This window comes from Adlercreutzia rubneri (genome assembly GCF_009755265.1).
GTDB lineage: Bacteria > Actinomycetota > Coriobacteriia > Coriobacteriales > Eggerthellaceae > Adlercreutzia > Adlercreutzia rubneri.
On record NZ_WPOO01000027.1, the window covers coordinates 1 to 19,584 of the forward strand.

Below are 19,584 nucleotides of genomic sequence, written 5' to 3' on the forward strand. Positions count from 1 at the left end.
CTACTCGACCGTCCGTCTAAAGGCCTTCCGGGAGGGCGGCAGGACCGTCTACGATACGATAGACAACCGCAGGAGGCGGTTGGGGCTGGCGGCGTAGGCCGCTGTCCAAGTAACTGTCCGCACCCCCGGGACGCTTACAACTCGCGATCTCGTGCATTTTCAGGCAGTTCGTCGCTCCCAAGTTCCAAACCTCCGGATATCGACACCGGTTCGCGACACCCGATCCTCCAAAGGCAGTCGCGCGGATCCGATACCAGCTCCAGAAAAGGCCGCCCTTCGGTGTTGCCGTACGATTGCCGTGCGTGGACCGCTTAATGGATTATTCATCGGATTTGAGACGAAAGCCTTGAGGATTGGGGTATAATCCCCTCTGCCTCTGCGGGTGTAGTTCAATGGTAGAACTCCAGCCTTCCAAGCTGATAACGCGGGTTCGATTCCCGTCACCCGCTCCAGAAATGCCACGGCCCCGTCACTGCGACGGGGCCGTTTTCTTTTCTGGTGCGCCCAGTAGGAATCGAACCTACAACCTACGGATTAGAAGTCCGTTGCTCTATCCGTTGAGCCATGGGCGCTTAACGTTCGCCGGGGTCGCCCGGTCGCAAGCCATTATAGCGCATCTTCTCGCGCAGCAAACCTCGAAGACGAACCCGCGCCCTCAGCGTTCGAAAGCGCCGCTATTCGCAGGGGCAGCCCTTCCCTACCCCCACGTCTCGCGCATGTAGGACCAGCGCTCGTCGCGAGCGCGCTCGATGAGGGCCAGATCGGCTCCGTCGTCGGCGGAGAAGCGTCCCTGGCGGCGCAGGTAGGGCTCGATGGGCTTGAACGACTTGGGGTCGCGGTTCAAGTGGAACGTGCCGCCGGGCGCCCCCGTGAGCGCGGGACCCTCGTACTCGGCGAGGTACCACAGGCCCGTATCCACGATCTCGCGCGCCACGTCTACCATGTCGGCCGAAGGGAAGCCCCAGCCCACGGGACACGGTGCCATCACGTGGATGAAACGGGTGCCCTTGATATCGCGCGCTCGTTCCACTTTCTTGATGAAGTCGTTCAGATACCCCACCGAGGCCGTGGCCGCGTAGGGGATGCGATGGGCCGCCACGATGTCGAACAGGCTCTTCTTCTGCGTGAGGCAGCCGTGCTCGCGCTTGCCCGCCGGTGTGGTGGTCGTGGAGGCGCCGAAGGGGGTGAGGCTCGACTTCTGGATGCCCGTGTTCATGTAGGCCTCGTTGTCGTAGCAGATGTAGAGCACGTCGTCGTTGCGGTCGATGGCGCCGGAGAGCGCCTGCAGGCCGATGTCCGCCGTGCCGCCGTCGCCGGCGAAACCCACCACGGTGACGTCCTCGGGCGCCGCCCCCTGGGCGCGCAGGCCCGCCTCGATGCCCGAGAGCACCGCCGCCGTGGCCGCAAAGGGCGTGATCATCGCGTTGTTGCCGAAGGCCAGCTGCGGGAAGTTGAAACCGGTGGCGCTCATGCAGCCAGCGGGCAGCGCCGCCACCGCATGGGGTCCGAGCACCTTGAGCGCTTGGCGCACGGCTAGGGCGCCTCCGCAGCCGGGGCACGCCTTGTGCCCGTAGAAGAACTCCTCGTCGGTAATGGTGCGCGCGTTCACGGTCATCGCTTTCCCCCCTCTTCTTCCACGCCGAAAAAGACGACCTCGCCCGAGGCGCCCTCCCCTGCCGCCAGGGCTTCCAAGTGGGCGAAGGCGCCGCGCATGGCCTCGCGGCTGATGTCGTCGCCGCCGAGGCCGCCGATGAAGTTCGCGCTCGGTCGCACAACGCCCGCACGGGCGAGCGATGCCAGCACATTCGCGTACACGGTGCCGGTGCCGCCGAAGGAGATGTCCTGCTCCAGCACGCCCACGGCCGCCGCGTCGACCAACGCCCGAGCAAGAGCGGCATCGGGCATCGGCCGCAGGTAGCGGATGCGCAGCACACCGGCCCGCTTGCCCGCCGCTCGCAGCTCGTCGGCCACATCGCGGGCAAGGCCGGCCGCCGAGCCCAGCGTGACGAGCACGAAATCGGCGTCCTCGCAAAGGTAGGCGTCCACCATGCCGGGATACGCCCGACCGAACACCTCGGCGAAGCGCGCCTCCACCTCTTCCACCACCGCCCCGACGGCCAGCATGTCGCGATGGTGCCAGTACTGGTAGTAGCGATTGAAGTCAGGTCCTGCCGAGTAGCCAATGTTCACGGGGTTCTCGAAATCGAACTTGTTGGCCGTGCGGTAGGGAGGCAGGAAGGCGTCGGCCTCATCAGCCGTGGGCACCTCCACCGACTCGTAGGTGTGGGTGAGCGCGAAGCCGTCCACGTTCACCATCACCGGCAGGCTCACGCGCGGATCCTCCGCCACGGCGTAGGCCATGAGCGCCAGATCGAGCGCCTCCTGATTGCTCTCGGCGTACACCTGGATCCAACCGTGGTCGAGCAGCGACAGCGAGTCGCGCTGGTCGCCGTAGATGTTCCAGGGCAGCGCGAGCGCCCGGTTCGCGTTCATCATCACAATGGGGAACCGGCCGCCCGAAGCGTAGGTGAGGCACTCGGCCATGTACAGCAGCCCCTGGGACGAGGTGGCCGTGAACGTGCGCGCGCCCGTGGCCGCGGCGCCGATGGCGGCCGCGAGCGCCGTGTGCTCGCTTTCCACGTGCAGGTACTCGGCGGAAAGACTTCCGTCCTCCACCATGGAGGCCAGCGCCTCCACCACCGTGGTCTGGGGCGTGATGGGATAGGCGGAGATCACCTGGGGCCGAGCGAGCCGCACCCCCTCGGCGAAGGCCTCGTTGCCGGAAAGGAAATTCCTCATGCTAAGCCTCCCTTCCCAGTGGGGGTTTCGGGAATCTCGATTCGCTCAGACAGTCCTCGCTTTGGGGAACAGGACATTGAGTCCTGTTCCCGTCGCTGCGGAACTCGCTCGGTCGAGACACCCGAAACCCCGGCAACGCCACTCGAGGGCGAGGTCTCATCCAGAGTCTCGGCCGTCTCAGCCGCCCCTTCGTTCTCGCCGGCGTGCTCGTCCACCATGGCGATGCAGGGCACGGGGCATACCTTCGCGCACACGCCGCAGCCCTTGCAGAAATCGTAGTCGACGACGACGGCCACGCACACTCCCTCGTCGTCGCGCACCTTCGCGATGGTGCCGTCGGGACAGTACATATAGCAGTTAAGGCAGAGCGTGCACTGCTCGGCATCGATGACGGGCCGCACGCTGCGCCACCCGGCGTTCACCGAGGTGAGGTGCCCCGCCTCAAAGCAGGTGGAGCGGGCGAACTGGCTCGGACGCGCGGCGAGTCCTTCGCGCAACGTGGGCGTGAAGGGGCGGCGGCTCTGACTAGCAATCGCGGACATCGAAATCCCTCCCCTCTCCCTCGACGAGCATCTCGGCGGCCAGCGAGAACATAGCGTCCTTCTCGGAAAGCACGGCGGTCACATCCGTCGCCGCCTGCTCGGCGGCCACCAGGTCGCGCGTGGCGGCGATCTCGCGGGAGGCCACCTCGGCGAAGGCGGCATCCACGATGCGTAAGTTCTTCGCGTGCAGCTTCTCGGGCATGGTGGCACAGATGCCGGCATGGATGTCCTCGATGGTCACGGCCGCCGCAAGCGCGGGGATGACCCCGAGAAACACCGTGTTGGGAATGGGGCGGCCGAGCGCGGCAGCGGAAATGCCATCGGCGTCGATTCCCAGAATGCGCGGGTCGTCAAGGGCCCGCTTCGTGTTCAGCAGCATGAGGCCGCCGGGGGCGAGCTCGTCCTCCCAGCCGTCTTCCACGAGCGTCTCGTCCAAATAGATGACGAACGCGGCCCGATGCACGGCGCTGCGGTCGCCAATGGGAGCGGTGTCGATCTTCGTGAACGCCCGCATGGGGGCGCCGCGCCGCTCGGGGCCGAAAGTGGGGAACGCCAGCGCATAGGCGCCTGCCGACAGCGCTGCGGCCGCCCCCAGGCACCGGGCCGCCGTAAAGGCCCCCTGCCCACCCCGGGCATGCCAAATGAATTCCAGCACGCTACCTCCTCTTCAACAAAATGGGCGACCGCTTGATCGCCCATTGTCGCTCAATCTCCTTTTTATTTTACGCCACAGGTAGTTCGTAACGTCAGCGAGGTTTCGACTGGTGCCTGCAATTGACTTGAAGCGCGGCCGAACGGCCTTCGGGCCGTGAGGGAAAGCGCTGAATGGCAAGGGCAGGTGCCAGTCGGAACCGCAGCGTCGGCTCGTCCGTTCGTCCCGTCAGGGCGAACGGAACCACCACCTTCCCTATCGATTGGCATACAGGTCGAGGCTGCGCTTCAGGTGGCTTACGAAGCGCTCGCCCATGACGGACAGCTCGCGGTTGTCGGCGGTCACGTAGCCCAGGTGCAGCTTGAGGTCGGTCTCAAGCGGAATGGTGGTGAGCGCGCTGCCGTCGGTGATGCCCACGAGGATGCCGCTCGTCACGGTGTAGCCGTTGATGGCCATGATGAGCTCGGTGAGCGAGGCGCGATCGGTGCAAGCCACCTTCTTGGCGCGCGGCACCTGCGAGAGCGCCTCCTCAAAGAAGGCGATGGGGGCGTCCTCCCCCTGATCGAAGTACACATAGGGGAAGTCGGCCAGCTGCTCGAGGGTAAGGCTCTTCGCGTTCACGAAGGGGTGGCTTGACGGCAGGGCCACGAGCGGCGCGGAGACGGCCAGCTCGTGGAAGGCAAGCCCCGCCTCGGCCAGCGCCCCGTTCAGGGCGCTTTCCGTCTCGGAGGTCTGCATGATGACACCCAGCTCGGCGGCCCCGGAGGCCACGTCGTCGATGACGCCCTGGGTCGTGCGGTCCAAAAGCGCGTAGGAGAAGGCGTCGCCGCCGGCCGCCAGGATGGTGTGGGCGAAGGACTGCACGTCGAACAGGTAGTGCTGCCCGGAAATGGCGAAGTCGTAAGAGGTCATGTAGGTTCCCTTCTTCGGTGGGATCTCTTCAAATGGAATGATACCCGATGGCCGGACGAAAACGCCCCGCCCGGCCATCGGTTTGCACGTTCGTTGCCTTACTTCGCGCTGCCGCGCTCGTCGATGAAGCGGCTCGCCTTGTGCTCGGAGGACGTGCCGAGCTTGCCGGCGTCGTAGACGATGACGCGGGCCGGCTTCACGCCGGTGTGGGCCTTCAGCGCCGCCGTCACGCGGGCGGCCACGGCGTCGAAGGGCTCGTCGGAGCCCTGGGCGCGCTCCACGGACACCTCGTAGCGGGTGGAGAAGTTCTCGTCGTACACGCGGATGAGGTACTCGCCGGTGAGCCCCTTCTCGGCGCGCACCACGTACTCCACGTCGGAGGGGAACACGTTCACGGCGCCCACGATGAACATCTCATCCTTGCGGCCAGTGATGTGGATGCGGCCCAAGGTGCGCCCGCACTCGCACTTCTCGGTGGAGAAGTAGCCGATGTCACCGGTACGGAAGCGGATCATGGGACGAGCCTTCTTCATGAGCGTGGTGTACACCAGCTCGCCCACGCTGCCCGGCTCGAGCACCTCGCCGGTGACCGGATCCACCGTTTCCACGAGGATCTGGTCCTCCACGATGTGCAGACCGTCCTTCGCCTCGCACATGGCCGCGCAGGCGCCGTAGATGTCGGAGAGCCCAAAGAAGTCGACCACCTTCGCGTCCCACAGCTCCTCGATGGCCTCGCGGGTGCTCTGGATGGAGCCGCCCGGCTCGCCGGCCACGATGATGGTGTGGATAGAGAAGTCGGTACGCGGGTCGAGGCCCTTCTCCTTGATCTTCTCGCCGAGCGTCCAGGCATAGGACGGGCTCGTCCAGATGATGGTGGGCTGGTACTGCTGCAGCACGAAGATGAGGCGGTCGCTCGGCACCGCGCCTACCCAGATGGCGAGCGCGCCCAAGCGCTGGGCACCGATGACGTCCGGGCCGCCCACGTACAGGGCGAAGTTCAGGCCGTGCACGTAGCGGTCGGTCGGGCGCATGCCGGCCTGCCAGAACAGCCGCGCCTCGGTGTCCTGCCACAGATCGAAGTCCTCCTGGGTGAACGGGCTCACTGTGGGCACGCCCGTGGAGCCGGACGAGGTGGCCATGAAGATGACATCCTCCTCGGGCACCGAGCACATCTCGCCGAAGAAGCTGCCCACGTGCTGGGTCTCGCGCTCGGTCTTCTTGTCGATGAAGGGGAATTTCTCCAAGTCCTTGAGGGTCTTGATGTCCTCGGGTTTCACGCCGGCCTCGTCGAAGGAGCGCTTGTAGTACACCGTGTTGTCGTAGGCGTAGCGAACCATCTCCTGAAGGCGCTCAAGCTGCATGGCCTCCAGCTCCGGACGCGGCATGCACTCGATCTCGGGATCGTAGTACTTCTGGTCGTAGGGAATGTTCTTCTTCGCCATCACTGCTCCTTGTCCGGTGTCGGTCTTCTGAATGCCGGGCACGCAACGCCCGACCGGGTAGCGCCGAGCGCAATTCACCCGGCAGAGTTTCGCGTGGGTCAGTATGATGCCCGAAGCCGTCCGCGCGCACAAGGGGAAACGGCATACGGAATAGGAAAAGCCCGCCATCGGCGACCACGATAGCAGGCTTTCATCTGGCAATACATTGCAGTGAATCCTCGCGGTCGGGAGCGCGCGGCATTCTGATTCGCTCAAACAGTCCTCGCTTTGTGGAAGTGCCCACTGGGCACTTCCAGTCGCTGCGGAACTCGCTCGGTCAGAACACCCCGCGCTCCCTCTACGCCGTCACTTAGCTGATGGTACCCTGAGCGGCCAGCACGGCTTGGGACATTTGGTAGGACAGCACCACCATGCCGATGATGACGATGGTGACGACCACCTTCACCACGGTGTTCCAGGCGCAGGCGCTGCGCCACATCATGACGAGGCCCACGGGCCACAGCACGATGAGGAAGAACACGATCCAGAAGGTCTGGTCGTACCACTTCTTCTCGTCGCCCGTGGTCACGATGTCGTTGGCGTTCTCGCGCGTGCGCCCCTGGCCGCGATGGGCCCAGTCGCCGTAGCTGTTGCCGTTCTCGTCCTTGAAGATGCCCATGGAAGATCCCTTCGTCAATGCTGACCTTATGACTTTTGATTGGGATTCTACCATTGCCGCCACGCAGGGGAACCCGAGCGCCTCCCCTGTCACGAACCCGTCACAGCCAACCGCCGAGGTCGGTGGCCCCTCGCTACCGGTCGCGGGCGTCGCGCTCGGCTTCCACCAGATCGATCAGCTCCTGCTGGGAATGGACAAGCAGCTTGCGGTACACGTTGCCCATATGGGTCTTCACCGTCTCCTCGGCCAGGCCCAGCTCCTGGCTGATCACGCGCTTGTTGCGGCCGCGGGCCAAATACTCGGTCACCTCGGTCTCGCGGGCGGTCAGGCCGTAATCGCTCGCGATCTTCGCGAACAGCGCGCCCTCCCCGTCTTCCTTGCGAGCGCCCGGCCGAATGGCTCCCCAGCCCGACACGGGATTATCGTTGCTCAAAAGCAGCAGCGCCACGGTAGGCATAAGAAACGCCATGGCGCCGGAAACAGCCACTGGCACCGAGGACGCCACCGTGCAAGGAGCAGCGGCCAGAATGGCGGCCAGCATCTGACCAGCCACCATGCACAGGGTTGTCAGCGACACGATCCAACCTGGGGAACATTTCAGGCAGTTGCTGAAATAAGAGCAGATGCAGGTCATGAGCACGTACACGTAGCAATGGGCCACGGCAAACAAGAAACTCGCGCCATGGCGTTTCCCGGCAGGCACACATGGGCAAGAAAGCCAAGCCCCATGAGCGAAAAACCCAGCTGATAGAGCAAATGATTGAAGTCCATCTTGAAGGTGCCCGCCGTAGCGAAGATAAGCATCGCGCCGAGAGCGAAAGCAAGCGCAGACAGGAGGCTCATTTCGCCCGCATAGCCCGCTCCCGCTTCACCACTTAGCAGCGACATGAGCCCGAGGGCTACCCCCTGCACGAAACAGGTAAGGGCGAGCTTCACGGGAAAGCGCACCTTCTCTTCCAATCCCCATGCGTAGAAGCGCTTCTTGGGAAACGGTCGCCTCGCCCCACGAAGAAAGACCACCGCGGCCAGAGCGGCCAGAGCCAGAAGCACAATGCGGCCGCACCAAGGAGCGAGCGACGCCCCGAGAAGCAACACTACCCCTGAGAAAATGCTCGCCACGCCCAGCAGCAGGGCAAGACGAGGGCCCAGTTGGGCGAACACGCGACCTGCCTCCACCACGAAGAGGGCCGCGCCGACGCCCATAGCCGCCGATCCCCCGTCGCAGAGAATCGCTCCGGCCGTCCCAGACGCCAAAGGCGACAGCCCTTGGGCCGCCGTTCCCCCTGCCATGCAGACACCGATGAGAACCAGATAGCGACGGCGGGCAGCCCACGAGGCCATACGGGCATCTTCGCGGTACACGAAGAGGTACGTGAGCAGACTCGCCCCGAGCAGCAACAGCGCCGACAGCGGCACAGGACTCATTCCGTCGACGGGAAGCACCGCTAAGGGACTTTGGAAGAACGAGAGCTGCCACGCCCAATAACAGGTTAGCGCAAGAAACAGAAAGCGATGGCGAAACACCGCATCCCTCAAAGGGCGCAGGGAAGCTCCTCCCTCGTCGGACGGATCGGCAATCGTTCTCTGCTTCTCTTCGTAAGTCTCATAAGCCATAGAAAGCCCTCCTTGGGTAAAAAGTATCCCCGAAATGGGCAGAAATCGTATCCCCCTAGAAGGGCCAATTCGCCGATTTGGACAATTTGGCGGCCTACGGGGGTTTCATCGCGACCGAAATGGAGCTTCAATGGCGGCAGCTCGACCATTGCGACAACCAACAGGAAGGGGAACTCATGACGAGCAATGCAATAGGACGCCGTTCCTTCTTGAAGGGGGCACTCGCCTCCGGAGCCATTGTGGCCGGAAGCGCCCTGGCCGGCTGCGCTCCCAGCGCACCCAAAATCGAGGGCAGCGACGGCGCCGCCAAAACCGAGGGCGGCAGCGCAACGGAGGGTTCTGCCGGCGCAGGCGCCCAAACCGCCGAGACCTCCCAGAAGGAATGGGCCTTCGAGATTCCGCCGGAGCCCATCGCCGAGGATTCCATCGCCGAAACCGTCGAGGCCGACCTTGTGGTGGTGGGCGCCGGTACCGCAGGGCTCGTGACCGCCGTGTCCGCCGCCGAGGAAGGCCTGAACGTTGTGGTGGTATCGGCCTCTGAGAAACCCGTTTCCCGAGGCGGCTCCAACAACGCTGTGTTCTGCAAGGCCATGCAGCGCGAAGGCTTCGACAAGCTCACTCCCTTCATGTTCCAGAAGGAGATTTTCTACGCTGGCAACCAAGTGGACGAGGCCAAGTGGTACAAACACTACAACAACAGCGAGACGGCCATGAACTGGATCATCGACATGATGGAAGGCGCCGGCTACGCCGTGAAGGTGGAGAAGGGCACTCCCGGCTCCCCGACGAGCCTGTACTACGAGACGTGCTCCATCGGCTGGGACTACGGCCCGGGCCAAGAGCCCGATCCCGACCTTGTTGTGAGCACCGGCATGATGCAGCCCCTGCTCGTGAACGAGCTGGCGCGTCGCCTCACCGAGGAGCTCGACGGCCGCATCGACTTCAAGACCAAGGGCGAGCAGTTGGTACGCGAGGATAACAACACCGGCCGCGTGACCGCCGTCATCTGCTCGCGGGAAGACGGCAGCTATGCGAAGTACACCGGTTCCAAGGCCGTCGTGCTCGCCACCGGCGATTTCTCGGCCAACCGCGACATGATGTACCGTTACGCTCCCAGCTACGCTCCCTATATCGCCGACGAGGTGTACGACAGCGAACCCAACTACGACGCGGGCTTCCAGTACGGCGGCCTGTTCAAGGGCGATGGCCAGCGCATGGGCCTGTGGGTCGGCGCCGGCTGGCAGAAGATCTTCCCCAACTGCGTGATGGGCGGCTTCTTCGGCCCCGGCCCGCGCAACCTGTACAGCAACTTCCTCGGCCTGCTCGTGAACACCAAAGGCGAGCGCTTCATGAACGAGAACTGCCTGTCGCCCTGCGCCGGCATGAACAACTTCGGTCAGCCCGGCAAGACCGTGTTCGCCCTGTGGGGCCACGACTACGCCTCCCAGGTGGAGCTGTCCGGCAGCTGGAACAACGATTCGATGCTGGAAGGCGACCCGGCGGCGAAGGCCGCGGCTATCGTGGAGTCGTGGGACGCCGATGTGGAGGCCGGCGCCATGGTGAAGGGCGATACCTTGGAGAGCGTCATCGAACAGCTGGGGCTGCCACCCGAGACCATTGAGACCGTGAACCACTACAACGAGCTGTGTCTGGCCGGCGAGGACACCGACTACCATAAGGACCCCAGCTGCCTGCACGCCTTCGGCGACGGCCCCTACTACGGCCAGTCCAGCGGCGGCATGCTCATCTTCCTCACCGTGCTGGGCGGCCTTTCCACCGATCCGCAGATGCGCGTGTGCGATAAGGAGGACAATCCCATTCCCGGCCTGTATAACGTGGGCACCATGGTGGGCGATATGTTTGCGACTAACTACACCTTCATGGTGGAAGGCGCGAACTACGGCGCCAACTGCATCACCTTCGGCTATCTCACCGGCAAGCACATCGCCGAGAACGAGTAACCCCCGACCGAGCCCTCCCCTCCCAAAAAAGGCCGCGTCCCTCCCAGGGCGCGGCCTTTTTCACGGGAAGCTACTACAAACCATACTTCCGAAGAAGTTCCTCGGCCGCCACAGGATCGGCCATGACGGCTAGGGCGTCTTCGGCGCGGCCATCTTCTGCCAGTTTCGCGGCAAGGGCAGCCATCCTGGCAACACCTTCAACACGGCCCTCGGCGCGGCCCTCAGCCAAGCCTTCGGCAATGGCGTCGGCACGAGCATCATCCAACAGATCTCCTACGGTCATCACGGAACCCACCCACTCTCTGTCCTCGTTGGCCGCGGAAACTGCTGCGTCCATGGCACTGATAAGTTCGTCATCGGGGGCTACCGCACCCTTTCGAATATATTCTAGCAGATTCCGCAGACCCTCATTGGGCGCAATGGCTCCAGCACAAGCGTTCAGCACCACCCACGTAGAGCCCGTCTGGGCCGATAGGGCGGAATTCTCGCGACAAAGACGATCAAACGTATACACCGGGAAACCAGCTCCAAGCCAATCGAAATCGCAGGCAAAGATGATGTAGCTGTCGCGCAGATCCCTCCATGACGAGCCCTGGTCGAGAAGTCCCGAATCGATGCTCGCCTGGTAGTAGCGCAGGCGACGCCCCAAATCGGCGTGGGGATTGGCTTGCATCTCTACATCGATGACGCCCAAGGCAGTCTCGGCGTACACGTCAAGCCGCACACCGCGGGATGCCACTGTAGGCTGAAGCACCTGCTCCCGGTTGAGATAGGCGATAGAGCCCACTTCGGTGCCGAGAACGCGCTCCAAGAACCCGCGGCAAATGTCTTCGCGACAGAGCACACGCCCGAACATGAAGTTGTTGGATATGGGTATACGGCTGGTCATGGCAGCCCCTTTCTCCTCAGCGGCTGTCCCCGTTTCCGGGTTAGGGGCTCCCCAGCCTCGATTTCACCTCTCATGAAACCGTAAGAACATTTGTTCTATTATAGGGTTTTGAACCGATGATTGCAAGAGGAAAGGAGATCAAATTTGAAAAATTCGGCATCCTTCTTAACGAAAGGCCGCACCTTGAAGGGCGGCCTTTCGCAACTTAAAACAAATTGACGACTTCGCTTCCCTACCCCAGTTTCTTGGCGAGCAGCTCGTTGATGATCTTGGGGTTGCCCTGGCCGCGCATGGCCTTCATGCACTGGCCGACGAAAAAGCCGATAACCTTGGTGTTGCCGTCACGGTAGCGGGCCACCTCATCGGGGTTGGCGGCGATGACCTCGTCCACCACGGCCTCGATGGCACCGGTGTCCGACACCTGCTTCATGCCGCGGGCCTCCACGATGGCCTCGGGGTCGGCGCCCTCGTCCATGATGGCCGCGAACACCTCCTTGGCCTGCTTCGAGGAGATAGTGTCATCCGCAAGCATCTTCACAAGCGAAAGCGCCCGGGCCGCCGTCAGCGGCGTGTCGGCGAGCAGCGTGCCCTCGTGGGCGTTCAGCCACGCGGCCACGTCGTTGATGATGAGGTTCGCGAGCGGTTTGGCAAACTTGCTGCCGTCCGCCTCGGCTTTCGCAAGCGCCATGCACTCGTCGAAGAAGTCGGCCGTAGCGCGGTGCTCCACCAGATGGCGCGCATCGTAGGAAGTGAGCCCGAAATCGGCGGCGAAGCGCGCGGCCTTCTGGTCGGGCAGCTCCGGCAGCTTCGCCCGCACCCCTTCGATGAACTCGTCGGACAAGTCGTAGGGCGCCAGATCGGGTTCGGGGAACAGGCGGTAGTCGTCAGCCGTCTCCTTCACACGCATGACGATGGTGCGCTTGGCGGACGGATCCCAGTGGCGCGTCTCCTGGTAGATGACGCCGCCCTCCTCGAGCACCTCGGCCTGGCGGCAGATCTCGTAGGCCAGCCCGTCGTGCAGGTTCTTGAAGGAGTTCATGTTCTTCAGCTCGGTCTTGGTGCCGAACGCGGTGGCGCCGCGGCGGCGCAGCGACACGTTGCCGTCGCAGCGCAGGGAACCTTCCTCCATGGAGCAGTCGGAGATCCCTAAGGCCAGGTAGATCTGGCGCAGCTTCTGCATGAACAGACGCGCCTCCTCGGGCGTGCGCAGATCGGGCTCGGTCACCAGCTCGATCAAGGGCGTGCCGGCGCGGTTGTAGTCCACGAGCGACTGCGTGGCCCCGGCGATGCGACCCTCGCCGCCTCCGAGGTGCACCATCTTGCCGGCGTCCTCCTCCATGTGGATGCGCGTGATGCCCACATGCGCCACGTAGCCGTCCTCGGTGCGCGTGATGTTGTCCTCCGTCTCGCCGGGGGCGAGCGCGTCCAGGCGGTAGCGCTCGGTCGCGCCCCTGCCGTCCACGTCCAGGTCAAGGTGGCCCCGCATGCAGAACGCGATGGGGCCCTGAGTGGTCTGAAAGTTCTTCGCCATATCCGGGTACATGTAGTTCTTGCGGTAGAACATCGAGTGCTTCTCGATGTCGCAGTTGGTGGCAAGACCGGCCAGCACGATGGACTCGATGGCCGCGCGGTTGGGCACGGGAAGCGCCCCGGGCAACCCCAGGCATACCGGGCAGGTGTGGGTGTTGGGGGCCGCGCCGAACTCCAACTTGCAGCCGCAGAACATCTTGGTTTCCAGCGTGGTCAGCTCCGCGTGGATCTCCAGACCGATGACGGCCTCCCAGGTCTCGAATACCTCTTCGAGGGTCTTCATTTACGCACCCACCTTTCCGTCGGCGAAATCGGGGGCAACGGGCGCCGGGCCGTAGTGCTGCTCCAAGGCCGCCGCCGCCCGGAACATGTTCTTGTCCTTGAAGGGAGGCGCGATGATCTGCACACCCACCGGAAGGCCCGTGTCGGCGCCGAGGCCGACGGGGAACGACAGGCCGCCGTTGCCGGCGATGTTGATGGAGATGGTGAACATGTCCGCGAGGTACATCTCGGTGGGGTCGCAGATCTCGCCGATCTTGAACGCCGTGGTCGGCGCCACCGGCGACAGGATGACATCCACCTTCTCGAAGGCCGCCGCGTAGTCGCGCGTGATGAGGGTGCGCACCTGCTGGGCCGGATAGTAGTACTTGTCGTAGACGCCGGCCGACAGAAGGTAGCTGCCGAGCATGATGCGGCGGCGCGCCTCGGGGCCGAAGCCCTTCGCGCGGCTGGCCTCGTACTGGCTGGCCAGATCCTTGTGGCCCGGGTCGCAGTAGCCGTAGCGCACCGAGTCGAAGCGGGCGAGGTTGCTGAAGGCCTCGCAGGGGCCGAGCACGTAGTAGGCGCTCATAGCGGCCTGGGCGTGTGGAAGCTCCACTTCCACCAGTTCCGCGCCCATATCTTGAAGAACAGCCGCGGCCTCTTCCACCTTCGCCCGCACCTCGGGCGCAAGACCGGCCGCCTCCATGAACGCGGGAACGATGCCGATCTTCATGCCGCGCGCGCCCTCAGCGAGGTTGGCCGTGAAGTCCACGTCGCACGGCTGGCTCGTGCAGTCCAGCTCGTCGCGGCCGGAAAGCGCGTTCAGCGCGAGCGCCGCATCCTCCACCGAACGGGCGAAGGGGCCCACCTGGTCGAGCGAGCTGCCAAAGGCCACCACACCGTAGCGCGACACCACGCCGTAGGTGGGCTTCACGGCCACCAGACCGCAGAACGAGCCCGGTTGGCGGATGGAGCCGCCCGTATCCGACCCGAGCGACACCGGCACAAAGCCCGCCGCCACGGCCGCGGCGCTTCCGCCCGAGCTGCCGCCGGGCACGCGCTCGACATCCCACGGGTTGAAGGTGGGGCCGAAGGCGGAGGTCTCGGTGGAGCCGCCGAAGGCGAACTCGTCCATGTTCAGCTTGCCGATGGGAAGAGCGCCGGCGCGCAGCGTCTTTTCCACGCAGGTCGCCGTGTAGGGGGACACGTAGTCGCGCAGCATGTTCGAGGAGCACGTCGTGTGCGTGCCCGTGAGGTTCAGGTTGTCCTTGTAGCCCACGGGAACGCCCGCGAGCGGGCCCATCTCGGCGAGGCGCCCCTCGGCGACGGCGGCGTCGATGCGAGCCGCCGCGTCGAGCGCGAGTTCCTCGGTGGTTTCCAGGAAGGCATGCACCGCCCCGTCGGCCTCGCCGATGCGCTCGAAGGTGCCGCGGGTCACCTCGGCGGCCGAGAACTCCTTGGCGGCGAGACCGGTTTGAATCTCGCGAATGCCCATTTCTCCGAAGGTGCGCGCCATTAGCGATCGCCCCCTTCCCCCAGGATGGACGGGATGAGGAAGCTGCCGTCTTCCTGCTTGGGCGCGTTTTCCAGCGCCACTTCCTGGGTGAAGCTCCCGCGCACCTCGTCATCGCGCATGACGTTGGACAAGTCGCCGATGGGATGGAACGTCGGCTCGACCCCGTCGAGGTCGAACTCGGTGATAGGCGCCAGGCTGTCGATGATGGCGTTCAGGTCGGCCGTCATGGCGACGACCTCCTCCGCGTCAAGGCCAATGCGGGTGTATTCCGCGATGCCCCGCACATCGGCCTCGGAAAGATGCTGCGTCATGAATCGCGCTCCTTCTCTGGGAGCGGCCGCGCCGTGGCGATCGGCACTCCCCGGTTCGTTAAGTCAACCGCTCCATGATAGCAAAAGGCGCGCCACCAGCGCGCCCCGCGCCCACCGAGCGCGAAGATTTAACAGAGCGGGCGACTCACAGTCCGCGCGATCGGGCGGCCTCCCGCAAAGACGCTTCAGTGATCGACTCGCCTTGGGGCACGTAGACGGCCAGGCAGGGGAAGCTCGGCTTGGCGGACATGAGCGCGCCGGACGACAGGCCGAAACTCTCTTCCAAGCTGGCGAGCACGTGGCGCACGTTGGCCTTGGTCATGCCGGCGCGGCGCAAGGGCGACACCACCCCGGCCTCGGCCAGCGCCTTGAAGCCGGGGCGCCGCTCGGGATCGTCGGTGGCGTTGGTGCCGTCGACGATCACCGTGAACCCGTCAGCTGCCGCGGCCCGGCGCACTTCCCCGAAGATGAAGCGCTTGCAGAGATAGCAGCGGTCGGCGGGATTCGCGCAGATAGCCTCCTGAGCCAGCACGTCCGCTTCCACTACCGTGAGGGGCACATCCAGCGCCGCCGCCACAGCACGGGCGTCATCAAGCTCGAAATCGGGCTGGAAGGCAGTCTTCACCAGATAGGCGCGCACCTCGCACCCCGCCAGCTTCGCCGCCGCCAGAAGCAGCGCCGAGTCGCAGCCGCCCGAGAAGGCCACGGCCAGCTTCGGCTCGCGCAGAAGGTACATCTCAAGCGGCTCGCCGAACAGGTGCTGGCCCGGCCCCACATCCTCGGTGTCCTCGGCGACAACGCTTTCGGAATCCACCGCCGCTTCCGCGCTCTTTTCCTCGATCTCTGCGACTTTCGTTACTTCCATACTCGCCTTCTGTACTATATCGGGCGACGCGCCGAAGCCACACGCCGCCCGATTCGTTCTCTTCTATGCTCTGCCCCTCAAGGAGCAGCCATCCTTAGCGCAGCGTGACGCCCTCGGGCAGTTCCACGTTGCGCCAGTCCTCGTCATCGCCTTCGCGGTCGTTCTCGCCCTCGGCGACAACGACCGGCGCGGGGCGCTCGGGCTCCGGGGCGCCGAAGGCCTCGCGGAAGGCATCGGCGTGCATGCGCGGCACGGCGAACACCACGTTCGGCACGGCGCCAGGGTGTTCCGCGATCCAGTTCTGGATGAGCTCGATCACCTGCTCGACAGGGTAGCCGTTGCGACCGCAGCCGAAGGCGCCCACGATGAGCGTCTCAGTGCCGTTGGCGGCGGCGATGCGGAAGATGGCCTCGATGCGGTCGGCGAGCGCCTTGTCGCACTCGCGTTCGGAACGGTGGTTCTCCAGGGCGAAGGCACGGACGGGTTCGGCGATGACCAGCACGTCGGCGCGGCGCACATCGCCCCCGCGGGAGAACAGCACCTCGGGCACGTACAGAGCCCGGTCGGTGAACAGCGAGCCTCGGCGGTAGTCACGGTTCTTGTCGTAGAAGTCGCGCTTGTGGGCTACAAGGATCGGGTACAGGTTGCTCTCGGAGCACAGGATCTGCTCCGGGCCGAAGGCGCCGTCCTCGTAGGCGCCGCCGGGGCGGGTGAAGGCGCCGGGATCCGCGATCATCGTCTTGCCCGTGGCATCGCGGTAGAGCGCCTCGGGGGCGAAAGAGGTCACGACCTTGACCGTCGTCTCCGTAGCCTGAGGCGTCGCAGCGCCCGCGGCTCCATCGGAGACCATCGCCTCTTCGGCTTCCGCAGCCTCGGCGTCTTCCTCGGCGATCTCGGCCACCTCGCGAGCCTCGACATTCCCCGCTTGGGCGCCATCGGCGTCGGCCTCGGCCATCTCCGCTGCGCGCTTCGCCGCCTCGGCGGCCGCAGCGGCCTCGGCGCCCCACAGAAGCGAGCGCCCCTCCCCTTCCTCGTAAATGCGCGCGTTCTCGATGGCCTCGTCCGTCTCGCGCCCGAAGGCGGCCTTCATGAGGCCCGTATGCCGCGCCGCCTCGCGCCGCCGCTCCTCCCGCTGCTCGTCCCGATTCGGACGACGCATATCGCGACCGCCGCGCCCTCGTTCGCGACCGCCACGCCCATCGTGCTCGTTGAACTCCGCCATACCGCTCTCCTTCCATTCAAATGATCCGCTCGCCATGATAATGCAATTCCGTGTCTCGCGCATCTTTTAGCGGCGCTGGACTCTCCCCCGCAGGCTCCATCCCAGAGCGATGGCCAGCGTGCCCAGGGCGGGCACGATCATGACGAGCCACATGAGCCCGTAGCCGCCCGTGATGCCGCCGGCCGCAGGCGCCAGAGCCTCGGCTACCGCGCCCCCGGTCACCGGCCCCACAAGCATTCCCAAATCGAGGCCCGTGAACATGGTGTTGCTGGCCGCCCCGCGCCGGTCGATGCCCACCGAGGCGAGCCCCATGGACTGAAGAAGCGGCGCGCAGCAGCCGAACCCCGCCGAGCCGATGACGGCGGCGAGCAGAAAGCCGGGCAAGCCCTGCGCGTAGAAGAGCGCTACATAGGAGGCAGCGAAGCAGATCGTCCCGAAGACGAGCACCCGGGGCGTTCCCACCCTGTCGGCAAGGCCGCCCAAAGCCGGCCGCGTCACCACCAGGCACAGCGCGTACACCACGAAGAACAGCCCCATGTCCGCCACGCCGCGCCCATAGCCGTAGAGCACCACGTAGGAGCCCATGCACGAGAACGAAACGGCGATGAGCATGAGGGCGGCCGCCTTGCCCACGGCCTCGCGGGCGAACATGCGGGAGAGTTTCAGCTGGTAGGGCAGGCGCTCGCGATAGGGCTCGCGGATGGCGAAGATGCCGCCCATGGCCACCACCAGAAGCGCCGCAGCCAGGAAGTACGCTGCCGAGAATCCTACAGCATCCACCAGGTAGAGTCCCGTGGCCGGCCCGATGACCTGGGCGAAGGACTGCGCCAGCGCGTAAATGCTGATGCCGCTGGCAAACTTCGTCGCCGGCAGGTACTCGGACACGAGCGACATCGCCAGAGGACCGCTGCACCCGATGCCCACGCCGTGGAAGAGCCGGATGGCGATGAGCACGCCCAGCGAATCGACGAACCCGTAGGCGAAAAACGACAGGCAGATGATGCCCTGGGCGATAAGCAAGAGCCGCTTGCGCGAGAAGCTATCGAAGGCGGGGCCGGCGAAGGGCCGCACGAGCAGCGCCGACAGCGTGAACGAGCTCACGACGACGCCCACCATGGAAGCCGTCGCCCCCAGCGAGTCGGCGAACACCGGCAACGTGGCATTGGCCATGAACGCCGCCATCGACTGGAAGAAGTTTACCGCCATCAGAATGACAAAGGGCGCACTCCAAACGGAGTCGCGCCCTTTCCGTTGTTCGGTATCAGCCTGCATCTTTTCCAGAATGCGACGTATTACACGTTGAACTTGAAGTGCATGACGTCGCCGTCTTGGACGACGTAGTCCTTGCCCTCTTGGCGGAGCTTGCCCGCGTCGCGGCAGCCCTTCTCGCCGCCCAAGGCCACGTAGTCCTCGAAGGAGGCCGTCTCGGCCTTGATGAAGCCGCGCTCGAGGTCGGTGTGGATGACGCCGGCGGCCTGGGGGGCCTTCGCGCCCACGGGGATGGTCCAGGCGCGGGTCTCGGTCTCGCCGCTCGTGAAGTAGCTCTGCAGGCCGAGCAGGTGGTAGGCCTCGCGGATGAGCCGCGCCAGACCGCTGTCGGTGAGCCCCAGCGCTTCCATGTACTCCTTGGCCTCGTCCGGATCCATCTCGGCCAGCTCGGCGATGTCGGCCTCCACCTTCGCGGAAATCGGCACCGGAGTGCAGCCGTCGATCTCGGGCAGCTCGGCGTCCACGGCGTCCTCGTCCACGTTCGCGATGTAGAGCATCGGCTTCATAGTGAGCAGGTGCAGCTCGTAGATGGCCGCGACCTCGTCCTCGGTCAGCCCCAGGGTGCGGGCGCGGTGGCCCTCGTTCAGCCCCGCGAGTACCTTCTTGGCCGCCTCCAACTTCGCCACGCCGGCCTTATCGCGCTTGGCCTCCTTTTCCAGACGCGGGATGGCCTTCTCAACCGTGGCGATATCGGCCAGGATGAGCTCGGTCTTGATAGTGTCCACGTCCGACTGCGGATCCACCTTGCCGGCCACATGGGTCACGTCCGGGTCACCGAAGAAGCGCACCACTTCCGCGATGGCGTCGGTCTCGCGGATGTTCGCGAGGAACTGGTTGCCGAGGCCCTCCCCCTGGCTCGCTCCGGCCACCAAACCCGCGATGTCGACGAACTCGACCGTGGCGGGCACGATCTTCGCCGGATGGTCGATCTCGGCCAGCGCCTGCAGGCGGTCGTCGGGCACCGGCACGATGCCCACGTTGGGCTCGATGGTGGCGAACGGGTAATTGGCGGCCAGACCGCCCTTGTTGGTCATCGCCGTGAACAGCGTGGACTTGCCGACATTCGGCAGCCCCACGATACCGATTGAGAGAGCCATGAAAATCCTTCGATCTAACTAATGTTTCAGTAGTTGACTATCCT

Annotated in this window: 18 protein-coding genes and 2 tRNA genes; 2 read left to right on the top strand and 18 right to left on the bottom strand. The window is 64.9% G+C overall.

Going from position 1 to position 19,584, the window contains the following annotated elements; genetic code table 11:
• Positions 1 to 378: 378 nt before the first annotated feature.
• Positions 379 to 452 (top strand) — tRNA-Gly (locus tag GO707_RS11000).
• Between the two features lie 44 nt (positions 453 to 496).
• Here GO707_RS11000 and GO707_RS11005 read toward each other — a convergent pair.
• The 10 genes from GO707_RS11005 to GO707_RS11050 form a co-directional block, all read right to left on the bottom strand.
• Positions 497 to 572: transfer RNA gene (locus GO707_RS11005), tRNA-Arg, on the bottom strand.
• A gap of 125 nt (positions 573 to 697) precedes the next feature.
• Complete coding sequence (locus GO707_RS11010) at positions 698 to 1,615, bottom strand: thiamine pyrophosphate-dependent enzyme (RefSeq protein WP_114540194.1); 918 nt, start codon at positions 1,613 to 1,615, stop codon at positions 698 to 700.
• The gene (locus GO707_RS11015; protein WP_114540195.1) at positions 1,612 to 2,799 is read right to left on the bottom strand and encodes a transketolase C-terminal domain-containing protein; all 1,188 of its coding nucleotides are present in this window, start codon (positions 2,797 to 2,799) and stop codon (positions 1,612 to 1,614) included. Before GO707_RS11015 ends, GO707_RS11010 begins: the two co-directional genes overlap by 4 nt.
• Positions 2,796 to 3,341 (bottom strand): 4Fe-4S dicluster domain-containing protein, encoded by a 546-nt coding sequence (locus GO707_RS11020; RefSeq protein ID WP_114540196.1) that lies wholly within the window; start codon positions 3,339 to 3,341, stop codon positions 2,796 to 2,798. The genes GO707_RS11015 and GO707_RS11020 overlap by 4 nt, the downstream gene beginning before the upstream one ends.
• Positions 3,325 to 3,996 carry a 2-oxoacid:acceptor oxidoreductase family protein gene (locus GO707_RS11025; RefSeq protein ID WP_114540197.1) on the bottom strand — a complete coding sequence of 224 codons (672 nt, stop codon included), beginning with the start codon at positions 3,994 to 3,996 and terminating at the stop codon, positions 3,325 to 3,327. The genes GO707_RS11020 and GO707_RS11025 overlap by 17 nt, the downstream gene beginning before the upstream one ends.
• A gap of 252 nt (positions 3,997 to 4,248) precedes the next feature.
• A complete protein-coding gene (locus tag GO707_RS11030; RefSeq protein ID WP_114540198.1) occupies positions 4,249 to 4,905 on the bottom strand; it encodes a LysR substrate-binding domain-containing protein in 657 nt (218 codons plus the stop codon).
• A gap of 98 nt (positions 4,906 to 5,003) precedes the next feature.
• Positions 5,004 to 6,347 (bottom strand): phenylacetate--CoA ligase family protein, encoded by a 1,344-nt coding sequence (locus tag GO707_RS11035; RefSeq protein ID WP_114540199.1) that lies wholly within the window; start codon positions 6,345 to 6,347, stop codon positions 5,004 to 5,006.
• Between the two features lie 349 nt (positions 6,348 to 6,696).
• On the bottom strand, positions 6,697 to 7,005 hold the full coding sequence (locus GO707_RS11040) for a holotricin-3 (protein ID WP_198161093.1): 309 nt from the start codon (positions 7,003 to 7,005) through the stop codon (positions 6,697 to 6,699).
• 133 nt (positions 7,006 to 7,138) lie between these two features.
• Positions 7,139 to 7,666 carry a helix-turn-helix transcriptional regulator gene (locus tag GO707_RS12800; protein WP_335878791.1) on the bottom strand — a complete coding sequence of 176 codons (528 nt, stop codon included), beginning with the start codon at positions 7,664 to 7,666 and terminating at the stop codon, positions 7,139 to 7,141.
• Positions 7,636 to 8,619 carry a hypothetical protein gene (locus GO707_RS11050; RefSeq protein ID WP_157013032.1) on the bottom strand — a complete coding sequence of 328 codons (984 nt, stop codon included), beginning with the start codon at positions 8,617 to 8,619 and terminating at the stop codon, positions 7,636 to 7,638. Before GO707_RS11050 ends, GO707_RS12800 begins: the two co-directional genes overlap by 31 nt.
• Before the next feature lie 176 nt (positions 8,620 to 8,795).
• Between GO707_RS11050 and GO707_RS11055 the strand changes: the two genes are divergently transcribed.
• Positions 8,796 to 10,580, top strand: a complete 1,785-nt coding sequence (locus tag GO707_RS11055; protein WP_157013033.1) for an FAD-binding protein — start codon at positions 8,796 to 8,798, stop codon at positions 10,578 to 10,580.
• A 73-nt stretch (positions 10,581 to 10,653) separates the two neighbouring features.
• Here GO707_RS11055 and GO707_RS11060 read toward each other — a convergent pair whose 3' ends face one another.
• The 8 genes from GO707_RS11060 to ychF form a co-directional block, all read right to left on the bottom strand.
• Complete coding sequence (locus tag GO707_RS11060; RefSeq protein WP_114540202.1) at positions 10,654 to 11,469, bottom strand: Rpn family recombination-promoting nuclease/putative transposase; 816 nt, start codon at positions 11,467 to 11,469, stop codon at positions 10,654 to 10,656.
• 232 nt (positions 11,470 to 11,701) lie between these two features.
• Positions 11,702 to 13,282: an Asp-tRNA(Asn)/Glu-tRNA(Gln) amidotransferase subunit GatB gene (gatB, locus tag GO707_RS11065; protein WP_114540203.1), complete on the bottom strand. Its 1,581-nt coding sequence runs from the start codon at positions 13,280 to 13,282 to the stop codon at positions 11,702 to 11,704.
• Entirely contained in the window at positions 13,283 to 14,776 is a 1,494-nt protein-coding gene (gatA, locus tag GO707_RS11070; protein ID WP_114540204.1) for an Asp-tRNA(Asn)/Glu-tRNA(Gln) amidotransferase subunit GatA, read from the bottom strand.
• Entirely contained in the window at positions 14,776 to 15,087 is a 312-nt protein-coding gene (gene gatC / locus GO707_RS11075; RefSeq protein WP_114540205.1) for an Asp-tRNA(Asn)/Glu-tRNA(Gln) amidotransferase subunit GatC, read from the bottom strand. Before gatC ends, gatA begins: the two co-directional genes overlap by 1 nt.
• Before the next feature lie 145 nt (positions 15,088 to 15,232).
• Positions 15,233 to 15,952: an ATP-dependent sacrificial sulfur transferase LarE gene (gene larE, locus GO707_RS11080; RefSeq protein WP_157013034.1), complete on the bottom strand. Its 720-nt coding sequence runs from the start codon at positions 15,950 to 15,952 to the stop codon at positions 15,233 to 15,235.
• A gap of 94 nt (positions 15,953 to 16,046) precedes the next feature.
• Entirely contained in the window at positions 16,047 to 17,174 is a 1,128-nt protein-coding gene (locus tag GO707_RS11085; RefSeq protein WP_227070599.1) for a TIGR02452 family protein, read from the bottom strand.
• 66 nt (positions 17,175 to 17,240) lie between these two features.
• Positions 17,241 to 18,446, bottom strand: a complete 1,206-nt coding sequence (locus GO707_RS11090) for an MFS transporter (protein ID WP_114540207.1) — start codon at positions 18,444 to 18,446, stop codon at positions 17,241 to 17,243.
• 20 nt (positions 18,447 to 18,466) lie between these two features.
• Positions 18,467 to 19,540: a redox-regulated ATPase YchF gene (ychF, locus tag GO707_RS11095; protein ID WP_157013035.1), complete on the bottom strand. Its 1,074-nt coding sequence runs from the start codon at positions 19,538 to 19,540 to the stop codon at positions 18,467 to 18,469.
• Positions 19,541 to 19,584 lie beyond the last annotated feature (44 nt).

What these genes read in the sequence shown, in the direction of transcription:
- GO707_RS11085 (WP_227070599.1), bottom strand. Translation starts at nt 17,174, where the DNA reads ATGGCGGAGTTCAACGAGCACGATGGGCGTGGCGGTCGCGAACGAGGG.
- GO707_RS11060 (WP_114540202.1), bottom strand. Translation starts at nt 11,469, where the DNA reads ATGACCAGCCGTATACCCATATCCAACAACTTCATGTTCGGGCGTGTG.
- GO707_RS11055 (WP_157013033.1), top strand. Translation starts at nt 8,796, where the DNA reads ATGACGAGCAATGCAATAGGACGCCGTTCCTTCTTGAAGGGGGCACTC.
- GO707_RS11010 (WP_114540194.1), bottom strand. Translation starts at nt 1,615, where the DNA reads ATGACCGTGAACGCGCGCACCATTACCGACGAGGAGTTCTTCTACGGG.
- gatC (WP_114540205.1), bottom strand. Translation starts at nt 15,087, where the DNA reads ATGACGCAGCATCTTTCCGAGGCCGATGTGCGGGGCATCGCGGAATAC.
- GO707_RS11090 (WP_114540207.1), bottom strand. Translation starts at nt 18,446, where the DNA reads ATGCAGGCTGATACCGAACAACGGAAAGGGCGCGACTCCGTTTGGAGT.
- GO707_RS11030 (WP_114540198.1), bottom strand. Translation starts at nt 4,905, where the DNA reads ATGACCTCTTACGACTTCGCCATTTCCGGGCAGCACTACCTGTTCGAC.
- gatA (WP_114540204.1), bottom strand. Translation starts at nt 14,776, where the DNA reads ATGGCGCGCACCTTCGGAGAAATGGGCATTCGCGAGATTCAAACCGGT.
- GO707_RS11050 (WP_157013032.1), bottom strand. Translation starts at nt 8,619, where the DNA reads ATGGCTTATGAGACTTACGAAGAGAAGCAGAGAACGATTGCCGATCCG.
- ychF (WP_157013035.1), bottom strand. Translation starts at nt 19,540, where the DNA reads ATGGCTCTCTCAATCGGTATCGTGGGGCTGCCGAATGTCGGCAAGTCC.
- GO707_RS11035 (WP_114540199.1), bottom strand. Translation starts at nt 6,347, where the DNA reads ATGGCGAAGAAGAACATTCCCTACGACCAGAAGTACTACGATCCCGAG.
- gatB (WP_114540203.1), bottom strand. Translation starts at nt 13,282, where the DNA reads ATGAAGACCCTCGAAGAGGTATTCGAGACCTGGGAGGCCGTCATCGGT.
- GO707_RS11015 (WP_114540195.1), bottom strand. Translation starts at nt 2,799, where the DNA reads ATGAGGAATTTCCTTTCCGGCAACGAGGCCTTCGCCGAGGGGGTGCGG.
- GO707_RS11040 (WP_198161093.1), bottom strand. Translation starts at nt 7,005, where the DNA reads ATGGGCATCTTCAAGGACGAGAACGGCAACAGCTACGGCGACTGGGCC.
- larE (WP_157013034.1), bottom strand. Translation starts at nt 15,952, where the DNA reads ATGGAAGTAACGAAAGTCGCAGAGATCGAGGAAAAGAGCGCGGAAGCG.
- GO707_RS11020 (WP_114540196.1), bottom strand. Translation starts at nt 3,341, where the DNA reads ATGTCCGCGATTGCTAGTCAGAGCCGCCGCCCCTTCACGCCCACGTTG.